This is a genomic window from Neisseria sp. 27098_8_158, assembly GCF_041433145.1.
Classification (GTDB): domain Bacteria; phylum Pseudomonadota; class Gammaproteobacteria; order Burkholderiales; family Neisseriaceae; genus Neisseria; species Neisseria subflava_E.
Window position 1 is genome coordinate 164,815 of record NZ_JAPWAZ010000001.1, and the last position, 20,034, is coordinate 184,848.

23 protein-coding genes and 2 tRNA genes are annotated in these 20,034 nt (G+C 48.5%); 21 read left to right on the top strand and 4 right to left on the bottom strand.

Annotation, left to right across the window (positions count from 1 at the left end):
• Positions 1-117 precede the first annotated feature (117 nt).
• Both lepA and lepB read left to right on the top strand, forming a co-directional pair.
• Positions 118-1,911 carry a translation elongation factor 4 gene (gene lepA / locus O3681_RS00800; RefSeq protein WP_107723059.1) on the top strand — a complete coding sequence of 598 codons (1,794 nt, stop codon included), beginning with the start codon at positions 118-120 and terminating at the stop codon, positions 1,909-1,911.
• A complete protein-coding gene (gene lepB / locus O3681_RS00805) occupies positions 1,911-2,930 on the top strand; it encodes a signal peptidase I (RefSeq protein ID WP_049322907.1) in 1,020 nt (339 codons plus the stop codon). Before lepA ends, lepB begins: the two co-directional genes overlap by 1 nt.
• A 54-nt stretch (positions 2,931-2,984) precedes the next feature.
• Here lepB and O3681_RS00810 read toward each other — a convergent pair whose 3' ends face one another.
• The gene (locus O3681_RS00810) at positions 2,985-3,863 is read right to left on the bottom strand and encodes a DMT family transporter (RefSeq protein ID WP_371459061.1); all 879 of its coding nucleotides are present in this window, start codon (positions 3,861-3,863) and stop codon (positions 2,985-2,987) included.
• Positions 3,864-4,100: 237 nt separating this feature from the next.
• On the opposite strand from O3681_RS00810, the gene O3681_RS00815 reads away from it, so the two are divergent.
• From O3681_RS00815 to greB, 12 genes are all read left to right on the top strand, one after another.
• Complete coding sequence (locus tag O3681_RS00815) at positions 4,101-4,640, top strand: gamma carbonic anhydrase family protein (RefSeq protein WP_049350611.1); 540 nt, start codon at positions 4,101-4,103, stop codon at positions 4,638-4,640.
• A gap of 14 nt (positions 4,641-4,654) precedes the next feature.
• Complete coding sequence (locus O3681_RS00820; RefSeq protein WP_371459062.1) at positions 4,655-5,254, top strand: nucleoside triphosphate pyrophosphatase; 600 nt, start codon at positions 4,655-4,657, stop codon at positions 5,252-5,254.
• A gap of 88 nt (positions 5,255-5,342) precedes the next feature.
• On the top strand, positions 5,343-6,122 hold the full coding sequence (gene rsmA / locus O3681_RS00825) for a 16S rRNA (adenine(1518)-N(6)/adenine(1519)-N(6))-dimethyltransferase RsmA (RefSeq protein ID WP_036490462.1): 780 nt from the start codon (positions 5,343-5,345) through the stop codon (positions 6,120-6,122).
• A 7-nt stretch (positions 6,123-6,129) separates the two neighbouring features.
• Positions 6,130-6,426 (top strand): hypothetical protein, encoded by a 297-nt coding sequence (locus O3681_RS00830; RefSeq protein WP_371459063.1) that lies wholly within the window; start codon positions 6,130-6,132, stop codon positions 6,424-6,426.
• A 26-nt stretch (positions 6,427-6,452) separates the two neighbouring features.
• A complete protein-coding gene (locus tag O3681_RS00835) occupies positions 6,453-7,181 on the top strand; it encodes an amino acid ABC transporter ATP-binding protein (RefSeq protein ID WP_003747231.1) in 729 nt (242 codons plus the stop codon).
• 63 nt (positions 7,182-7,244) lie between these two features.
• Positions 7,245-7,604, top strand: a complete 360-nt coding sequence (locus O3681_RS00840; protein WP_003747228.1) for a hypothetical protein — start codon at positions 7,245-7,247, stop codon at positions 7,602-7,604.
• Between the two features lie 4 nt (positions 7,605-7,608).
• Positions 7,609-8,061 (top strand): protein YgfX, encoded by a 453-nt coding sequence (locus O3681_RS00845; protein ID WP_371459064.1) that lies wholly within the window; start codon positions 7,609-7,611, stop codon positions 8,059-8,061.
• Positions 8,062-8,099: 38 nt separating this feature from the next.
• Entirely contained in the window at positions 8,100-9,383 is a 1,284-nt protein-coding gene (gene folC / locus O3681_RS00850) for a bifunctional tetrahydrofolate synthase/dihydrofolate synthase (protein ID WP_371459065.1), read from the top strand.
• Between the two features lie 13 nt (positions 9,384-9,396).
• Positions 9,397-10,557: a cell division protein FtsN gene (gene ftsN, locus O3681_RS00855; protein ID WP_107723067.1), complete on the top strand. Its 1,161-nt coding sequence runs from the start codon at positions 9,397-9,399 to the stop codon at positions 10,555-10,557.
• Entirely contained in the window at positions 10,550-11,083 is a 534-nt protein-coding gene (locus tag O3681_RS00860) for a CvpA family protein (RefSeq protein WP_107723068.1), read from the top strand. The genes ftsN and O3681_RS00860 overlap by 8 nt, the downstream gene beginning before the upstream one ends.
• 152 nt (positions 11,084-11,235) lie before the next feature.
• Positions 11,236-12,780 carry an amidophosphoribosyltransferase gene (gene purF / locus O3681_RS00865; RefSeq protein ID WP_107723069.1) on the top strand — a complete coding sequence of 515 codons (1,545 nt, stop codon included), beginning with the start codon at positions 11,236-11,238 and terminating at the stop codon, positions 12,778-12,780.
• 74 nt (positions 12,781-12,854) lie between these two features.
• A complete protein-coding gene (greB, locus tag O3681_RS00870) occupies positions 12,855-13,346 on the top strand; it encodes a transcription elongation factor GreB (protein ID WP_003685038.1) in 492 nt (163 codons plus the stop codon).
• Positions 13,347-13,425: 79 nt separating this feature from the next.
• Here the strand turns inward: greB and plsY are convergent, their stop codons facing one another.
• The gene (gene plsY, locus O3681_RS00875) at positions 13,426-14,037 is read right to left on the bottom strand and encodes a glycerol-3-phosphate 1-O-acyltransferase PlsY (RefSeq protein WP_371459066.1); all 612 of its coding nucleotides are present in this window, start codon (positions 14,035-14,037) and stop codon (positions 13,426-13,428) included.
• Positions 14,038-14,094: 57 nt separating this feature from the next.
• Between plsY and folB the strand changes: the two genes are divergently transcribed.
• Positions 14,095-14,445 carry a dihydroneopterin aldolase gene (folB, locus tag O3681_RS00880; RefSeq protein ID WP_049329397.1) on the top strand — a complete coding sequence of 117 codons (351 nt, stop codon included), beginning with the start codon at positions 14,095-14,097 and terminating at the stop codon, positions 14,443-14,445.
• 73 nt (positions 14,446-14,518) lie between these two features.
• The gene (locus tag O3681_RS00885) at positions 14,519-15,055 is read left to right on the top strand and encodes an NUDIX hydrolase (RefSeq protein WP_371459067.1); all 537 of its coding nucleotides are present in this window, start codon (positions 14,519-14,521) and stop codon (positions 15,053-15,055) included.
• A gap of 129 nt (positions 15,056-15,184) precedes the next feature.
• On the opposite strand, the gene O3681_RS00890 is transcribed toward O3681_RS00885, so the two are convergent.
• On the bottom strand, positions 15,185-15,823 hold the full coding sequence (locus tag O3681_RS00890) for an alpha/beta hydrolase (RefSeq protein WP_107723071.1): 639 nt from the start codon (positions 15,821-15,823) through the stop codon (positions 15,185-15,187).
• Positions 15,824-15,862: 39 nt separating this feature from the next.
• Entirely contained in the window at positions 15,863-16,657 is a 795-nt protein-coding gene (locus tag O3681_RS00895; protein ID WP_070592056.1) for a polyamine aminopropyltransferase, read from the bottom strand.
• 216 nt (positions 16,658-16,873) lie between these two features.
• Between O3681_RS00895 and O3681_RS00900 the strand changes: the two genes are divergently transcribed.
• The 5 genes from O3681_RS00900 to O3681_RS00920 all read left to right on the top strand — a co-directional run bounded on the left by O3681_RS00900 (position 16,874) and on the right by O3681_RS00920 (position 19,944).
• Positions 16,874-16,949: transfer RNA gene (locus O3681_RS00900), tRNA-Thr, on the top strand.
• A 36-nt stretch (positions 16,950-16,985) separates the two neighbouring features.
• A tRNA-Thr gene (locus tag O3681_RS00905) sits at positions 16,986-17,061 on the top strand.
• Positions 17,062-17,189: 128 nt separating this feature from the next.
• A complete protein-coding gene (gene panB / locus O3681_RS00910) occupies positions 17,190-17,981 on the top strand; it encodes a 3-methyl-2-oxobutanoate hydroxymethyltransferase (protein ID WP_049333454.1) in 792 nt (263 codons plus the stop codon).
• A gap of 119 nt (positions 17,982-18,100) precedes the next feature.
• Positions 18,101-18,937, top strand: coding sequence for a pantoate--beta-alanine ligase (gene panC, locus O3681_RS00915; protein WP_371459068.1), 837 nt, complete (start codon positions 18,101-18,103; stop codon positions 18,935-18,937).
• Between the two features lie 68 nt (positions 18,938-19,005).
• Positions 19,006-19,944, top strand: a complete 939-nt coding sequence (locus O3681_RS00920) for a DUF4424 family protein (RefSeq protein WP_371459069.1) — start codon at positions 19,006-19,008, stop codon at positions 19,942-19,944.
• Positions 19,945-20,034 lie beyond the last annotated feature (90 nt).

Here is a 20,034-nt window from a genome sequence, read left to right on the forward strand (position 1 = left end):
TTGAATTTCCGTTAGAATACGGAACGATTCAACCTTATTCTAAGGCCGTCTGAAAACCGAATCCCTGTTTTTTCAGACGGCCTTTCAGCCTTTAATTGCATTTATCTTAATAACAATATGAAAAACATACGGAATTTCTCCATTATTGCCCACATCGACCACGGTAAATCGACGCTTGCCGACCGTTTTATCCAATACTGCGGCGGTTTGGATTTGCGCGAAATGAGCACGCAGGTGCTCGATTCCATGGACATCGAAAAAGAGCGCGGCATTACTATTAAAGCGCAAACCGCCGCACTCAACTATAAAGCACGTGACGGGCAGGTGTATCAGCTCAATCTAATTGATACTCCAGGACACGTCGACTTCTCTTACGAAGTATCACGTTCGCTGTCGGCTTGTGAAGGCGCGCTTTTGGTGGTTGACGCGTCTCAAGGTGTAGAAGCGCAAACCGTGGCGAACTGCTATACCGCGATTGATTTGGGCGTGGAGGTTGTGCCTGTTTTGAATAAAATCGACTTGCCTGCCGCAGAACCCGAGCGCGTGGAGCAGGAAATCGAAGACATTATCGGTATTGATGCCATTGGTGCAGTGCAATGTTCTGCAAAAAGCGGCATTGGTGTGGAAGATGTTTTGGAAGAAATCGTTGCCAAAATCCCTGCGCCGACCGGCGATGAAAATGCGCCGTTGCAAGCGGTTATTGTCGATTCGTGGTTTGACAACTACGTCGGCGTGGTCATGTTGATTCGTGTGAAAAACGGCACCATCAAGCTGAAAGACAAAGTACGCTTTATGAGCACCAAGGCGGAAACGCAGGTTGAGCAGCTGGGCGTATTTACACCAAAATCAGTTCAAAAACAAGGACTCAAAGCCGGAGAAGTAGGCTTTTTGATTACCGGCGTGAAAGAATTGGGACAGGCGAAAGTTGGCGATACGGTTACTTTGGTTGCCAACCCTGCTTCTGAGCCGCTGTCCGGCTTCCAAGAAGTACAAAGCCAAGTATTTGCAGGACTTTATCCCGTAGAAAGCCACGACTACGAAGCCTTGCGCGATGCTTTGGAAAAATTGCAGCTTAACGATGCTTCGTTGAAATTTGAGCCTGAGGTTTCCCAAGCATTGGGCTTCGGCTTCCGTTGCGGCTTCTTGGGCCTGTTGCACTTGGAAATCGTTCAGGAACGTTTGGAGCGCGAGTTCGACATGGACTTGATTACCACTGCGCCAACAGTGGTTTATGAAGTCGTGTTGAAAAACGGCGAGAAAATCGAAGTTGAAAACCCGTCCAAACTGCCTGAAATTAGCACTATCGAAACCATTCTTGAGCCGATTATCACTGCGACCATTCTTGTGCCGCAGGAATATGTCGGCAACGTCATGACTTTGTGTAACCAAAAGCGCGGCGTTCAGGTCAATATGCAATACATGGGCCGCCAAGTCATGCTGACTTATGATTTGCCGATGAACGAAGTCGTAATGGATTTCTTCGACAAGCTCAAATCGACTTCGCGCGGCTATGCTTCGTTGGACTACCATTTCAAAGAGTTCCAACCGTCTGATTTGATTAAGCTCGACATTATGGTCAACGGCGAAAAAGTCGATGCATTGAGCCTGATTGTGCACCGTCAAAGCGCCGTTCACCGCGGTCGAGAGCTGGCATCAAAAATGCGCGAACTGATTCCGCGCCAAATGTTCGACATCGCCGTCCAAGCCGCCATCGGCAGCCAGATTATCGCCCGCGAAAACGTCAAAGCCCTGCGTAAAAACGTTTTGGCGAAATGTTACGGCGGCGATATTACGCGTAAGAAAAAACTTCTTGAAAAACAAAAAGCAGGTAAGCGCCGCATGAAACAAGTGGGCAATGTGGAAATCCCGCAAAGCGCATTCTTGGCGATTCTGCAAGTGAGTGATAAATAATGAGTATAAATCTGACTTTAGGCGCAATCGTTGTACTGCTGGCCGGCTTGGTTCTCAACTTCAAAAGCAGCAAAGAGCGTCAGGAAAACGGCGAATGGAGCTCCGGCCTGCAATGGAGTTATCTCTTGTGCATGGTCGGCGTATTCGGCATTTTGTCCGAATTTATGAGCTTTACCGCCGTATTGCTGGTGTTTGTCGTGTTCACCGGTATTGTTTGGGCAATCCATAAAGGCCGTCTGAAAAAAAGTGAAACCGGCGAAGACAATGCACATTTTACCGACTACATGGGCGGCTTTTTTCCCATCATCTTGGTTATCTTTGTATTGCGCAGCTTTATTGCTGAACCGTTCCAAATTCCGTCCAGCTCCATGCGTCCGGGCTTGGTCAAAGGCGATTTTATCTTGGTGAACAAATTCTCTTACGGTATCCGCCTGCCGATTTTGAATAAGGTCATTATCCCTGTTGGCAATATTGCACGAGGCGATGTCGTGGTGTTCAATTACCCACTTCAGCCTGAGATGAATTACATCAAACGTATCGTCGGTATTCCGGGCGACGTTGTGGAATATCGTGATAAGGTTTTGACTGTTAACGGTGAAATTATTCCCGAAAAACCAAACGGCAATTATCAATACGCAGATGATACCGATCCATCTATGATTCATACGCTTGAGCGTTTTCAGACGGCCTTGAACGGCAAAAACTTTGACGTGGTCAAGGAGGCCGGTCAGCCTTCCGTATCTATTGCCGTATTGAACAAATATACCTCCGAAGTAATGCCTGAAAGCAATTACTCGCTTGAAACAAGCGGTTTGGAAAATTGCGAATACGCAGAAGACGGCAATGGCTTTATCTGTAAAGTTCCCGAAGGCCGTTATTTCGCGATGGGCGACAACCGCGACAACAGTGCCGACTCCCGTTATTGGGGATTTGTCGATGATAAACTGATTGTCGGGAAGGCCTTCTTCGTTTGGATGAACTTTGGCGAACTCAGCCGTATCGGTACCAGCATCCAATAAGCAATAAACAGATTAAAAGGCCGTCTGAAATTTTTCAGACGGCCTTTTTTGTATCTATTTTTTGTCTTTTAACGAACCTAAATAAATCGCCAATAAAGTCAAAGTGGCACCGATCCATTGGACGGTGTTAATCGGTTTATCCAGCCAGAAATAATCGATCAACATGGCAGCAACTGGTTCGGAGAGCAGTAGTAGGCCGGTCAGCGATAGGGATAAAAGCGGGATGGCGTAAGCAATCAATGCCCAAGCGAAGCATTGCATGACGATGCCGTAGATTGAGACTAGAATCGCATCGTTTAAAGTTTTAGGGTAAAGATTGGCGGTATCGAATAGTAGAGATGGGATGATCAGCGCCATTGCGCCGCCGAAGCTTAAAATCATCATGAGCGGAAACAAACCGACTTTTTCCTGCTCATGAGTTTTGCGTACGAAAACCATAGACAGGGCCAGCATGCCACCGGACACTACGCCGCTGACAAATCCCCATGCAGCATTGTCGTTATGACCGAATTCTGGGCTGCCGATTAAGGCTACGCCTATGGTGGCCAATATCAAACTTAAAATTTGCAGGGCGCTTAGACGTTCCGAATAAAAGAAGAAGCCGATGGCGGCTAAAAAGAAAATCTGCAGGCTGTTGAGCAAGGTGGAAATGCCGGGGCCTACGGCGTGAATGCTTTCATGCCACAGAGCGAGGTCGAATGCGAGGAAAACGCCGGATAAGATTGCGTAGCCGACCGTTTTTCTTTTCGTGGGCATTTTTTGTCTGAAAAAACGCCCGAGCAGGAAGAATATAGGGGCGGCAATCAGCAAGCGCCAGAATGCGATGGCGTAAGAGCCGACATCGACAAATTTGACGATCAAGCTGCCCAAGCCGAAGACGACGCAGCCGACGACCAATAGGGGCGCTGCATAATTTCCCGAACGTGTGTCCATCGGCTTCTCCATCAATCAAATGAAGACGATTATTCCATAAAAGGTAGATGGAGCGCTAATGATAAAGAGCCGTAAGCCAAGATAAAGGGTTTATGATGAAAGGCCGTCTGAAAACTGTTTCAGACGGCCTTTTGATGATTTTCTGGCTTGATTTCGTATTGTTGTAGTATAAAATCGTTTTACGCCGTGTTTTCAGACGGTCTGATCAGTTTTGGTTTTGAGAAAAGGATATTGGAAATGGCAAACCCTATTCGTGCGTTTTTGGATTATGTGCCGTCGGTTGATGAGTCTTGTTTTGTAGATGAGACTTCGGTAGTGATTGGCGAAGTGTCGCTGGCGGAAGATGTATCGATTTGGCCTTATGCTGTATTGCGCGGCGATGTGAACAGTATTTCTATCGGCAAGCGCAGCAATGTGCAGGACGGCAGCGTTTTGCATGTGTCGCATAAGAATGCGGCGAAGCCTGACGGTTCGCCTTTGATTATCGGCGATGATGTGACGATTGGACATAAGGTTATGCTGCATGGCTGCCGAATTGGGAATCGTGTGTTGGTGGGCATGGGCTCGATTATTTTGGATGATACGGTTGTCGAAGATGATGTGATGATAGGCGCGGGCAGTTTGGTGCCGCCGCGCAAACGTTTGGAAAGCGGTTTTTTATACGTTGGCTCGCCTGTGAAACAAGTGCGTCCGCTGACGGATGAGGAAAAGGAATTTTTGACGTATTCATCCGCGCATTATGTCCGCCTGTCCGGTCAGCATAAAATTTCAAAATAAGGAAAACCAATACAATGAACGCAATTTATCTGGCTTCGGGCAGTCCGCGCCGTCGTGAGATTTTGGAGAATTTGGGTTTCACGGTACGTCGCCTTCCTGCGGATATTGATGAAACCCCCAAAGAAGGCGAAGCCGCAGTAGAGTATGTGCGCCGTATGGCCTACGAGAAAAATCAGGCAGCGGTGACGCAATGGTTTGCTGCTCATGATCAAGAGCCTGAGTTTGCTGTATTGACGGCGGATACGACGGTGGCGGATGGTGCGGTTATTTTGGGAAAACCGGAATCCGAGGCGGATGCGGTCGATATGCTGGAACGCTTGTCCGGACGGACGCATCAAGTGCTGACGGCTGTATGCGTTTACTGGCAAGGCGTGTGTCATGATGTGGTGCAGACGAGCGAAGTGCGCTTTAAAACGTTGACGGCTGAGGAGATTGCAGCCTATGTTGCCAGCGGCGAGCCGATGGACAAAGCCGGTGCGTATGGAATTCAGGGCTTGGGCGGCGTATTTGTCGAGCATTTGCAGGGCAGTTTTACGGGCGTGATGGGTTTGCCGGTTTATGAGACCGCGCAACTACTGAAATCTTTGGGTTTGGAAGCGCCGCCGTTTGCTTAAAATTAGGCAAATGCCGTCTGAAAGCGTGCCGACAAAAACACCTGTTTCAGTTACAATACTGCCTTAAACAGCTTGCTTGAAGAAAGATATGAAAGAACATAAGGCCCGGAAACGCTTCGGGCAGAATTTTTTGCAGGATACGCGGATTATTAGCGATATTGTCAACGCGGTCAGACCGCAGCCCGATGATATCGTGATTGAAATCGGCCCAGGCTTGGCCGCCATTACTGAACCTTTGGCGAAAAAACTCAATCGCCTGCATGTTTGCGAAATCGACCGCGACATCGTACGCCGTCTGAAAACCTTGCCGTTTGCAGATAAATTGGTGATACACGAAGGCGATGTATTGCAGTTTGATTTCAATAGCATTGAAGGCAAGAAAAAAATTGTCGGCAACCTGCCGTACAATATTTCTACGCCGCTTTTGTTCCGATTGAGCGAAGTGGCCGACGATGTGATCGATATGCACTTTATGCTGCAAAAAGAAGTGGTCGAACGCATGGTGGCGCAGCCGAAAACCAACGACTATGGCCGTCTGGGCGTGATGCTGCAATATTTTTTCGATATGGAAATGTTGATTGAAGTACCGCCTGAATCCTTTGATCCTGCGCCGAAGGTGGATTCGGCCGTCGTGCGCATGATTCCGGTGAAACACCGCATCGGTAAAGCGGAAGATTTTGAACATTTTGCCAAACTGGTGAAACTGGCTTTCCATCAACGCCGTAAAACCATACGCAATAATTTGAAGGAACTTGCCGGCGATGATGACTTGCAGGCAGTCGGCATTAATCCGCAGGACAGGGCAGAACACATTGCCGCTGAGAAATATGTGGAATTGAGCAATTATTTGGTTCAAAAGGCCGTCTGAAACAGTGATGGCAATTTTTAAGCAACCTCCTATTCAATGGGGGTTTCTGGGTGATTCATATTTGTGGCGCGAGTTGGCGCAGTATTTTTCCGGTAAGGATATGCCGCCTAAGCGGCACCGTTTTGAAGCGGCAATTATCGGCGCAGTTTGGGTACTGACCGGGTATCGTCTCGATAGGGAAGAGCAATTTAAAGTCAATCGGTACAATAAAGGCGGAACCTCCGGCGCTATAGTCAGTTGCCGTTTTTGGCTTGAAACGGCTATTCCTTTGCTTTGGCAGCGGCAAGCGCAACTCAAGCCCTGAAAATTTTGGCAGTTTGGAAAGAAATAATGATTAAATTCAAAAATGTACACAAACATTTTAAAGATTTGCACGTTATCAACGGCGTGAATCTGGAAGTCAAACAAGGCGAAGTGGTCGTTGTATGCGGCCCTTCGGGTAGTGGCAAATCGACGCTGATTCGTACGGTAAACCAACTCGAGCGCATTGAAAGCGGCGAGATCTGGGTGGACGGCATCAATGTTGCCGATCCGAAAACCGATTTGAACAAAGTACGCGAAGAAGTGGGCTTTGTGTTCCAAGGGTTCAATCTGTATCCGCATTTGACTGTCTTGGAAAATATTATTCTTTCTCCGATGAAAGTGAAAAACCAAAGCCGTGAAGAGGCAGAAAAGAAAGCGATGGAGCTTTTGGAACGTGTCGGCTTGGCGCATAAAAAAGACGCGCTGCCCGGCCAGCTTTCCGGCGGTCAGCAACAGCGTGTGGCGATTGCACGCGGTTTGGCGATGGAGCCGCGCGTGATGTTGTTTGACGAGCCGACTTCCGCGCTTGACCCTGAAATGGTCGGTGAAGTATTGAAAGTGATGAAAGACTTGGCGGAAAGCGGCATGACCATGATGTGTGTGACCCATGAAATGGGTTTTGCGCGCGAAGTCGCCGACCGTGTGATTTTTGTCGATAAAGGCCAGATTCTGGAAGATGAAACGCCGGAAGAATTTTTTACTAATCCGAAACATGAGCGTGCCAAACAGTTCCTGCAACAGGTAATGACACATTAAACTCGGGCCGTCTGAAATTTCAGACGGCATGATCGGTTTGAATGATTTTGAAAGTTGAAAATAATGTATTTTGTTGACCGTACTGCTGTTGTGCTGAAGCCGACCGCCCGTTTTTTGGAATGGCTGAAATCCGCCGATGAAAATATGCCCGATCTGACCGTCGAGCAACTGCGCACCAACTGCTCCGTATTCCTTGTGCCGCAATTTGACGAACCCGAATCCGTCATTTCCTATTTTGACGAACGCTACCAGCAGATTTTTGAAGCCGAATTGGCCGGCTGGGACATCGATAAAAGCAAATGGCCGCAAGACATGAGCTTGAAGGCTTTTTGGGAATTTTTCGATACCGAAATCCACGATATGGTTTTGGATATGGAAGAGGCGGAATTGAACATTACGCCTGTTTTCGACAATATGATGTAAAGCCGTGCGCAGTTTTCAGACGGCTTTAAAGCCCTCGCGTTCTTTGAAAATTCTGATTGTCTTCTTACACCTTTCGGCGGTTGCCTTATGTCTTGCCGAGTTTTACGGCTGGATGATGTGGCTGGGTTTGGCGGCGCTGACCGGCAGTTTTGCCTATGCATTGCACAGCGTTAATTTTCACGCTCAAAATGCGGTCAGAAAAATCATCATCGACCGCCAATACCGTGCGACGGTTTACTTGAATGGCGAAGAAGAGGGTAGAAGCGCGGTTTTGCAAGACAGCAGTATGTTGACGGTTTATGCTTTGTTTTTGCAATGGAATGTTGACGGAAAAATAGTCAAACACTGCATCTTGCCCGATATGGCCGACCGTGATGCATACCGCCGTCTGAAAGTGTGGGCGCGCTGGTGCCGGGAAAAAGAAGACAAAGCAGAACTTGCGGCAGATATGGATTAAACGGCTGTTTCAGACGGCCTTTTGAAGCGATAAATACAATGAAAACATTACAAGACTGGCTTTCTCATTTGGAGACTGCCCATAGTTCCGGCCTTATCGATATGGGCTTGGAACGCGTGGGAGAAGTGAAAAAACGCATGAATTTGGTGCCGCAATGTCCTGTCGTCGTGGTGGCGGGTACAAATGGCAAGGGTTCCGTATGCGCCTATTTGTCGCATATTTATAAAGAAGCCGGTTTTAAAGTCGGTACGCTGACCAGTCCACACCTTCTGCGTTACAACGAACGAATCGCCATCAACACTCAGCCGGTTTCAGATGAATTGATTGTTTCCTCATTTGAGCGTATCGAAGCGGCGCGCGGCGAAATTTCGCTGACGTATTTTGAGTTTAATGCTTTGGCGTCTGTCGATATTTTCATGCGTGAAAATGCGGACGTAATGATTTTGGAAGTTGGTTTGGGCGGACGATTGGATGCTGTGAACGTATTCGATGGCGACTGCTCGGTTGTTACCAGCGTGGATTTGGACCATCAGGCATTTTTGGGTGATACTGTCGAGCAGGTCGGTTTTGAAAAAGCCGGAGTGTTCCGTAGCGGCAAACCTGCCGTATGCGGTCAGAATCCTGCGCCTGAATCATTGGTCAAACACGCAGAAGAAATTGGCGCAAAACTGTTGATGGTTCAGCGAGATTTTGATTTTGCGTCAATGGAAAGCGTACAGTGGAACTACCGCTTCCATCCGCAATCTTCAGACGGCCAAAGCCGTAACCGCAATTCCTTGCCGTTTCCTGCTTTGCGCGGTGCCTATCAGTTGTCTAATGCCGCATGTGCATTGACCGTGTTGGAATGTTTGAACGAACAATTGCCGGTTGATATCGGCGCGATTAAACGCGGTTTGCTGTTGGTTGAGAATCCTGGACGTTTCCAAGTTTTGCCCGGCCGTCCGCTGGTGGTTTTGGATGTCGGCCACAATCCGCACGCAGCCCGTGCTTTGCGCCGCAGTCTGATTAACCTTGCCTTTGCCCAAAAACGTACTGCTGTATTCAGTATGTTGTCCGACAAAGATATTGATGGCGTGCTGGAAATCGTTAAAGACCAGTTTGACGAGTGGAATATCGCGCCTTTAGATGTACCGCGCGGCATGACGATAGAGGCTTTGCAGGCCAAACTGGCTGAACACGGCATCGACAATGTAAATGTTTTTGAAACTGTCGCTGCTGCCTACCGCGCTGCTTTGGCTAAAGCAACCGAAAATGATAGAATCGTTGTTTTCGGCTCATTCCATACTGTTGCCGATGTAATGGCTGTTTTGAAAGAACACTAACGAGGAAATTATCATGTCCGACAATAAACAAAAAGAAACTCCAAACGGATACGATTTAGACGGTTACGAACAACTCAAACGTCGCAACCGCCGTCGCTTGGTCTTAGCCTCCGGCTTGGTGGTGGCATCGGGTATGCTGTTCGGTCTGGCACTGACTTCCGGCGACGATAAAAATTCACCGTTTAAAGAAGCGCCAGTCGGTCAGAGCCAAGTCAAAACGGCTGACGAGCCGAGCAAGGCTGTTGTTTTAGAGCCGAATAAAGAGGATGTTGCTGCTGCTGAAGAGGCTGCCCGCCATGCGGATGCAGAAGCACCAAATAAACCGCAAAATGCAGGCGACGAAGAAGACAATGTACCGGTTGAAGTATTGAAGCCAAACCGTGAATCTGCTCCCGAAGATGTCGGCGAGCCGTTGGTTTTGATCAACGATACTTTGGATGACGGTAATATTAAAGGCTTGGAAGAGTCCGAACGTATTCAACGCGCCGAGGCTGCCAAACGCGAAGCTGCCGAACGCCGAGCCGAAGAACGCCGAGCAGAAGAACGCCGCCAACGTCAGGCTGAACAACGTGCTGCTGCCCGTAAAACACAAGTCCAACAGGAAACTGCCGAGAAAGAAAACGCATTGGCAGCTAAAAAACGCGTACTTCAAGCGCGTGCTGAAAAAGCAGAGCGTGAAGCCGCTGCCGAACGCAATAAATTGGCACAATTGGAAAAAGCAGAGAAAGCCATTGCCGAGCGTAAATCTGCCAAAAACAGCAAAGACAGCGTAAAAGACAAGGCCGAACCTGCCAAGAAAGCAGAAGCTAAAGTTGAAAAACCAAAAAATGAAAAAGCTAAACCAGAAACGGCCAAAACAGAAAAAGCCGATAAGGTAAAAACTGCCGAGAAGCCGTCTGAAAAAGCCAAACCTAAAGCTGAAAAAGAAAAAGCAGAAGCCAAACCTGCGAAAAAAGCTGCCATTCAGGCTGGTTATGCTGAAAAAGAACGTGCGCAAAGCCTGCAACGTAAAATGAAAGCCGCAGGTATCGACTCGACCATTACTGAAGTGATGACTGATAAAGGTAAGGTGTATCGCGTGAAATCAGCCAGTTATAAAAATGCACGCGATGCAGAGCGCGATTTGAACAAATTGCGTGTACATGGCATTGCCGGTCAGGTGACCAGTGAGTAATTTGCCTGTTGCCGATTTGTTGGCTGCCGCCGTTATCGTCATCTGCATCATTATCTCGTTGACACGGGGTATTATTGCCGAAGCAGGAGCGATGGTGGCCTGGGTGGTATCGTTTATTGCAGCCAGAACGCTCGCCGTGCCGTTTGCCGATGTGGTCTTTAAATCGGTTGAGCCGCATTCTTTGGCGGTTGCCATGGGTTTTGCCGCTGTGTTTTTTCTGGCATGGCTGTTGCAGAAACTGGCACGATCGCTGTTAAGCAGTTTGATGTCTGCCGTTGGTTTGGGAAGCATCAACCGTTTGCTTGGAGGCGTATTTGGTGCAGTGAAAGGTGTGATTTTGGTGACACTGGCAGTGATGATTTTTTCACACACTGATTTGCCGAAAACGGAAGAGTGGCAAAGTTCGCACACAATTCCGTATTTTGAATCACTTGCAGATGCTGCAATGCCTTATCTGCCTGGAAAAGATACCGCAATGCCGCATCTTTCGGGTAAAGCAGCTGAAGTTGAAGAATTGGATGATTGAGTTTGACGGATTCAGACGGCCTATGGGTCGTCTGAATCCGTTTTTATTTGCGTAAATTTGACATCATATTGTCAACAATTCGAGCAAACTCATCTAAATTATTTTATAATGACAGCTTACCCATTTAATCTTCAAACTCGGAGAAGCACGATATGTGTGGTGTATTAGGTTTGGTTAGTCATGAGCCGGTCAATCAGATGTTGTATGATGGTTTGCAGATGTTGCAACACCGTGGTCAGGACGCAGCAGGTATTGTTACTGCCGAAGGCAATATATTTCATATGCACAAGGGCAAAGGCATGGTGCGCGAAGTGTTCCGTACCCGTAATATGCGCGACTTGGTCGGTAATGCAGGCATTGCACATGTCCGCTATCCGACTGCAGGCAATGCGGGCAGCAGCGCAGAAGCCCAGCCGTTTTATGTCAGCTCTCCATTCGGCATTGTTTTAGCACACAATGGTAATCTGACCAATACCGAAGAGCTCTATGAAAACGTATGCAACAAACACCTGCGCCACGTTAATACCAGCTCCGATTCTGAAGTCCTACTCAATGTATTCGCGCACGAATTACGCCGTGAAGTTTCTAAAAATACAGCCCCTTATCAACTTACCATCGACAATATTTTCAACGCCGTTTCCGAAGTACACCGCTTAGTGCGCGGCGCGTATGGCGTAGTGGCCATGATTGCCGGATATGGTATGCTGGCTTTCCGGGATCCTTTCGGTATCCGTCCATTGGTTTTGGGTTCGCAAATTGACGAATCCGGTAAAAAATCGTATGCCGTTGCCTCTGAATCAGTTGCTTTCAACGCGCTTGCCTATGATTTGGAACGCGATATCCAGCCGGGCGAAGCCGTATTTATTGGTTTTGACGGCACGATTATTTCCCGTCAATGCAGCGATAAAGCCAAATTAAGCCCTTGTCTTTTTGAATATGTTTATTTTGCCCGCCCAGACTCCGTCATCGATGGCGTTTCCGTTTATCAGTCCCGTATGGATATGGGCGTATCTTTGGCAGAAAAAATCAAACACGAGCTGCCTGTCGATGATATCGATGTCGTGATGCCGATTCCCGATACCAGCCGACCCAGCGCGATGGAGCTTGCCGTCCATCTCGAAAAACCTTACCGCGAAGGTCTGATTAAAAACCGCTACATCGGCCGCACCTTTATTATGCCCGGCCAAGCAACACGCAAAAAATCAGTACGCCAAAAACTCAGCCCGATGGAAACCGAGTTTAACGGCAAAAGCGTTTTGTTGGTGGATGACTCCATCGTGCGCGGTACGACCAGCCGTGAAATCGTTGAAATGGTACGCGCGGCAGGTGCACGCAAAGTCTACATTGCTTCTGCAGCTCCCGAAGTGCGCTATCCAAATGTGTACGGTATCGATATGCCGACCCGTGAAGAACTGATTGCAAACGGCCGCAGCGCAGCAGAAATCGCAACCGAGATTGGCGCAGACGGCATCGTCTTCCAAAACTTAGAAGACTTGGAAGCAGTAGTTAAAGCACTCAATCCAAAAATTGAATCCTTTGATTCCTCATGCTTTAACGGTGTTTATCAAACCGGCGATATCGACGAAGCATACCTAAACCGCCTCTCCGCCGAAAAATCAGGTTGCGGCGGCTTGAAAGTACATCCAAGCAAAATGGAACACAGCATTAGTATCAGCGATAGCGATGATGAAGAATAAAGTAAATTGACTTACAATAAAGGCCGTCTGAAAATCAACGTTCAGACGGCCTTTAATTATGTTTTAGACACATCATGAGTACCGAAACCAAAAATTACATCACGCCTACCGGTTGGCAGGCATTGAAAGACGAACTTTATCATCTGGTCAACAAAGAACGCCCGGAAATCGTCCAAATCGTTAACTGGGCGGCAAGCAATGGCGACCGCAGCGAAAATGGCGACTATCTTTACGGTAAACGCCGTATGCGCGAAATCGACCGCCGTATCCGCTTCCTAACCAAACGCTTGGAAGCCGCTGTCGTCGTCGATCCAGAAGCGCGTGAAGCCACGGACCAGATTTTTTTCAGCGCCACCGTTGGCTTACTGCGCGGAGACGGTCGTGAACAAACCGTCAAAATCGTCGGCGTAGATGAAATCGATACCGCTAAAAACAAAATCTCATGGATTTCCCCTTTGGCGCGCAGCCTGATAAAAGCACGTGAAGGGGATGAAGTTGTCTTGGATACACCGGAAGGACGTGAGGTTATAGAGATTCTGTCGGTGGAATATATTAAGATTGACTGATTATGAGTGAGTAAAAACTATTAAGGCCGTCTGAAAAATATACTTTCAGACGGCCTTTTATTTGAATATATCTACGCTTTTAAGATTTTCCGGCTTTATCTCCGATTTTGCTTTCTTTTCCTTGAATCAGATTTTGAATATTGCTTTTATGGCGGTATAACACCAATGCGGCAATGAATACAGTTGCCCATGCCCAAGAGGCGTGTGGCATCATGAAGAAGGCGAAGATGGGTGAGCAGACGGTGGCGACCAGTGCGGCGAGGGAGGAGACTTTGAAACCGAATGCCATGACCAGCCAAATCAAGGCGCAAAGCAAGGCGGTTGCGGGGGAGAGGGCGAGCAAGACGCCTAATGCGGTGGCTACGCCTTTGCCGCCTTTAAAATTGAAAAATATTGGCCACATATGGCCGACCAATGCGGCGATGGCAACCAGTGCTATCGTTGCATCAGACAAATTTAAAGCATCTTGCAGACAGCGTGCTAAGATGACGGCAACCAAGCCTTTTACTGCATCGCCGAGCAGGGTCAGTGCGGCTGCTTTTTTCTTACCGCTGCGCAAGACGTTGGTGGCACCGGGGTTGCCGGAGCCGTAAGTGCGCGGATCGTCCATGCCGTAATATTTTGATACGATGACGGCAAAAGACAGGGAGCCGATAAGATAGGCGGCAATAATGGCGAGTACATTGAACATTTTGGGTGCTTTACTTAAAATGGGAACGGTTATTCTATCAAAAAAACGGACAGGCAAATGGATAAAATCTTTTTGTACGGCATGAAGGCCGATACTTTAATCGGCGTATATGATTGGGAACGCGAGCGTAAACAGACTTTGATTTTGGATTTGGAAATCAGTGTTCCCGAGCGTACCGGCACGAGCGATGATATCGGCGACACCATCCATTATGGCGAAGTATGCGAAGTCGTACGCCGCAGCCTTGCCGAACAGGATTTTTTACTGCTGGAAACTTTGGCGGAATATATCGCCCAATTAATTTTAAATGATTTTGGTGCGGCCAAAGTGCGCGTCCGCATTGTGAAACCGGGTATTTTGCCAGATGTGGCGCAGGTCGGTATTGAGATTGAACGCACTCGGGAATAGGGCTTATCTATGCCGTCTGAAAAAGGATTTCAGACGGCCTTTAATATTTAATAATTTGGAAATGAGGTAAAAAATGGATTTGAAAGAAACTAAATTAAGCAGCGAGCCGATCTACGAAGGTTCTTTTGTTACCATCAGCCGCGATCGGGTTAGCCTGCCCAACGGCAATGAAAGCCAACGGGTTGTGATCCGTCATCCGGGTGCTGCGTGTGTATTGGCAGAAACGGAAGACGGCAAAGTTGTTTTGGTGCGCCAATGGCGTTATGCCGCCGATCAGGCGACGTTGGAATTGCCGGCGGGTAAATTGGATGTGGCGGACGAAGATCCTGCCGAATGCGCTTTGCGTGAGTTGGCGGAAGAAACGCCATATGTCGCCGACAGCGTCAAACTGTTGCACTCCTTTTACACTGCAGTCGGTTTTTGCGATGAAAAAATGTATCTCTACCAAGCGCAAGGCGTGCGTTTGGGCAGCGAGTTGAGCAATGATGAGGATGAAATTACAGAAACCGTCCTGATGAGCAAGGAAGAGGTGCGCAATGCATTGGCAAACGATGAAATCAAAGATGGTAAGACTTTGATTGGTTTGCAGTATTGGTTGACTCAGAATTGATATGTTAAGTAGAAAATCCTTGATAGATTTCTGAATACTTGAGCCTGATATTTGATAATAAGGTTTTCATACAAACAAGGCCGTCTGAAAAAGCTTTCAGACGGCCTTGTTTTATTTTGTAGCCGGATTTTAGCCTAATAAAGCCGGTGCAAACCGTGTGATTGTATCGCGTAAAACGATGAGTTTGCCGTGGAAGAAATGGGACGAACCGGCAATGGTCACAACAGGCAGGCCTTGTGGTTCTGCCCATGTCAGGGCTTTGTTGATTTCGACGACTTCGTCTTCCGCGCCATGAATCATCAATGTTTTGGCGATATCGGGAACGTTGGATGGTTCCGGGCGGTCGGTGTAGTGATGGACGGCGGCGCCCATCAGCAACAGTAAATCGGGCGTGCGCGCTTGTGCGGCAAATGTGGAAACGTAGCCACCGAATGAGAAACCGGCCAGGACGAATTGCGGCGCGTCAGGATGTTGCGCACGGGCGTAGTCGATAACGGCAATGCAGTCTTGCGTTTCGCCACGGCCGTAGTCGTGTTCGCCTTGGCTATTGCCTACGCCGCGCAAATTGGGCAGGTAGCAATGGAAGCCGAGCTGGCTGAGGGCTTTGGCGGCGGTTTGGATGACTTTGTTGGTGTTGGTGCCGCCTTGCAGGGGATTTGGGTGGTTGATGACGGCAACGCCGCGGGCGGATTCTTGTGTGCTTGGCAGGTAGATGGTTTCCAGCAAACCGGCCGGGCCGGGGATTTGAATGATGTCGGGTTTGAGCATGGGTGTGTCCTTGTTTGTTTTCAGACGGCCTGAAGCGGGTTATAGATAAAAATTCTTGCCGTTGTTTTGATTGTTGGCTTTCAAATCTGCAAGCATTCGTTTGAAGTCCAAGCCGTATTTTTCGCTTAATTTTTCGGCGCGTTTTTTTAGGTTGTCGAGATTTTGTTCTTTAGGGCTGCTTTGGAATGCCATGACCGCTACGTTGCCGTGGCTTTCGGCAGGCAGCTCGAGTACGCGGCCGTCAAAGACGTTGAGCAGGCGTTCGACAAAGCGTTGGTAACGCTGGTCGCCGCTCCACCAGTTGGTGACAAATACGCCGTCGGGAGAGAGGGCATTGCGGCAGTCTTGGAAGAAGGGCTCTTCCACCAAAGCATCGATAATCTGTTCGCCGTCAAAACCATCTACCAAAATTACATCGGTATTGTGGCGGAACACTTTAATATATTCCGCGCCATCTGCCTCGATAATTTCAAAATTTTCACCTTCGTGTGGCAATTCAAACAGGCTGCGCGCTACGGCGATGACTTGCGGATTGATGTCCACGGCGGTTTGCTTGGTGTGAGGCAGATAGCTGTCTATCCAACGAGCAAACGAGCCGCCGCCCAAGCCGATTTGGGTGATGTGTTTGGGCGGGGTTTCTGCAAACAGCAGCCAACCCATCATGGCGCGGCTGTACGACAACACCAGCTCGGACGGATGATCGACATTCATGGAGCTTTGAATGGTGTCGCTGCCCAAGTGCAGTGAACGGATATTACCTTCTTCGGAAATGCCGACTTCGGGCAGATGGGATTTGGCTGGGCGCAGGCGGCGGTAAGGATGGCGGGGTGGCATGGGCAAAGACGGAAAGATGTAGAAGGCGTTATTTTAACAGAAACCATGATATTTTGCGCTGGGGCGGTTTTCAGACGGCCTTTGAGCGTGTTGAATTGAGAGGTAAGGTATTTATTTAATTTTCTTTAAAATCATTGGTTTTTATAATTTCGTGAGTAACTTTGTTTTAAAATGCTTGCCAAGATGGGAACTTATCGGCATAATGCCGACTTCCTTGCCGGTATAGCTCAGTTGGTAGAGCACCTGACTTGTAATCAGGGGGTCCCGAGTTCGACTCTTGGTGCCGGCACCAGTTAAAGACTAATGGTGCTGCAAGGCATTTCAGTAAGCCGGTATAGCTCAGTTGGTAGAGCACCTGACTTGTAATCAGGGGGTCCCGAGTTCGACTCTTGGTGCCGGCACCAATTAAAAGCCCGATTGTGAAAGCAGTCGGGCTTTTTGCTTATGCTTTGATATTTTAAAAGCAGACCTTATAATACCGCGTTTCCATTACAACAAAGGGCTGCCCGTCGGGCGGAACACACAAAACACCATGATTACCGTAAACACTTTGCAAAAAATGAAAGCAGAGGGCGAAAAAATCGCCATGCTGACCGCTTATGAATCCAGCTTTGCCGCGCTGATGGACAATGCCGGCGTAGATGTACTGCTGGTCGGCGATTCTTTGGGTATGGCGGTGCAAGGTCGTCAGTCCACGTTGCCGGTGAGCTTGCAGGATATGTGCTACCACACTGAATGCGTGGCTCGCGGTACTAAAAATGCCATGATTGTCAGCGATTTGCCGTTTGGCGCATATCAGCAGAGCAAAGAGCAGGCATTTGCGGCGGCGGCAGAGTTGATGGCGGCCGGCGCGCATATGGTCAAGCTCGAAGGCGGTGTCTGGATGGCGGAGACCACTGAATTTCTGCAAATGCGCGGTATCCCTGTTTGCGCCCACATCGGCCTGACCCCGCAATCCGTGTTTGCATTCGGCGGCTATAAAGTTCAAGGCCGCGGCGACAAGGCGGAAGCGTTGCTCAACGACGCCAAAGCGCATGATGCGGCAGGTGCGGCAATCGTATTGATGGAATGCGTTCCTGCAGAGTTGGCGAAAAAAGTAACCGAAACCGTTTCTTGCCCGACCATCGGTATTGGTGCAGGCGTGGATTGCGACGGTCAGGTTTTGGTGATGCACGATATGCTCGGCATTTTCCCCGGTAAAACCGCCAAATTCGTGAAAAACTTTATGCAGGGCAAAGACAGCGTTCAAGCTGCGGTCAAAGCCTATGTGGACGAAGTCAAAGCAAAAACGTTCCCATCTGTCGAACATACGTTTGCCGGATAAAATAAAAAACAGGCCGTCTGAAACTTATTTCAGACGGCCTTTTTGATGAATAAAAGCGTATAATCGGCGCGTGATTTCCGTAGATGAAGCGGCGGAAAAGATAAAGGATTTTTCAAACCATGCAAATTATTCATACGATTAAAGAATTGCGCGAGTGGCGCAAAACTGCCGGAAAAGTGGCATTTGTGCCGACCATGGGCAATCTGCACGAAGGCCATCTTGCGCTGGTGCGCGAAGCGAAAAAACGTGCCGATAACGTTGTGGTCAGTATTTTTGTCAACCGCCTGCAATTCGGACAGGGCGAAGATTTCGACAAATATCCGCGCACTTTGCAGCAAGATGCCGACAAATTGGCAGGCGAGGGCGTTGCCGTCGTATTTGCGCCTGATGAAAAAGAGCTGTATCCGAATGTGGAACAGCGTTTCAATGTCGAGCCTCCGCACCTGCAAAATGAATTGTGCGGCAAATTCCGCCCGGGCCATTTCCGCGGCGTTGCGACTGTTGTAACCAAGTTGTTCAACATTGTTCAACCCAATACCGCCTGTTTCGGTAAAAAAGACTATCAGCAGCTGGCGATTATCAAAGGCTTTGTCGAAGACTTAAATTTCAATATCGAAATCGTCCCGGTCGACACCGGTCGCGCTTCAGACGGACTGGCACTTTCCAGTCGCAACCAATATTTGAGCGAGGCAGAGCGCGCAGAAGCGCCGCGCCTCTATCAAGAGTTGCAAAACATTGCCACTGCCCTGAAAAACGGCAATCTTAATTACGCCCAGCTTGAGGCCGAATGTATCCGCCGTTTGACCGATGCCGGCTGGGTGGTTGATTACGTTGAAATCCGCCATGCACACAGCTTGGCAGTGGCTCATGTTGGCGATAAAGAATTGGTGGTACTTGCCGCCGCACGTCTGGGTACCACGCGCCTGATTGATAATTTGGAAGTGGCTTTGGCTTAAAACCAAGCTGCTGGTAAAGGCCGTCTGAAACCTGTTTTTCAGACGGCCTGTTTCAAAGGGGTTAAATCATGAAACAAAAAGCTTTAATCTTGCTCCTTTTGCTGGCTGGGGCCGCTCATGCCAATGACAGTATGGGTACGGTCAGCACAAGCGGCATCAAATATCTGAAAAATCCGCATATCGATATGCAGAGCGAAGATTTGTACATCAGCGAAAACCAGATTCGCGTGCATTACCGGTTTAAAAACACCTCCTCGCAAGACATTATCGAAACCGTCCTTTTCCCTTTGCCGATTGTTCCTGCTTTCATCGATTACGACTTTGCCGACACCAAAGGCTTGGTTGACAGCTTCCGAATTTACGCCGACGGCAAACCTGTCCGCCCGCAAACCCACGTCCGTGCCTATTTTGAACGGAGTAACGGCTCGCTGGTGGACGTGACCGCCGATTTGAAAAAATGCGGTTTGAGCGATCAGGAACTGATGCACCCTTGGACGAAAAAGCAAGACGGTGAAAAAATCGGCAGCAAAATCGGAGCCTGCCGCTCCGCCAAAGTCCAATCCATGCTACCCAAACAGACGGATGAACTACCCGATTGGTCGGCGCAGATTGTTTACAGCTGGAAGCAAACCTTCAAAGCCGGCAGCGTCACCGAAATCAAACACCAATACACCCCGCTGGTCGGCGGCAGCTTCCTGCCTTCGCTCAAAGCCAAAGACAGCAAAGCATTTATAGATGAGTACTGCATGGATGAAAACTTCCTCAACAACTTTAAAAATGTGAAAGAAGAAAAGGTCTATCACCATTTGGGCTATATCCTGACCACAGGTGCCAACTGGGCAAAACCCATCGGTAAATTCACGTTGACCATAGACCGCGAGCCGAATACTGTGTTGTCACTCTGCTGGGACAAATCCCTGCGCAAAGTAGGGCCGAACCGCTTCCAAGCAGTCAAAGAAAATTTCCTGCCGAAGAAAAACTTAGACATTATTTTCGTTTATAACTAATTTTATTTGGTATACATAAAAGGCCGTCTGAAACCTTATTTTAGGTTTTCAGACGGCCTTTTGTTACAATAACACTTTTGCGTTTTTAAG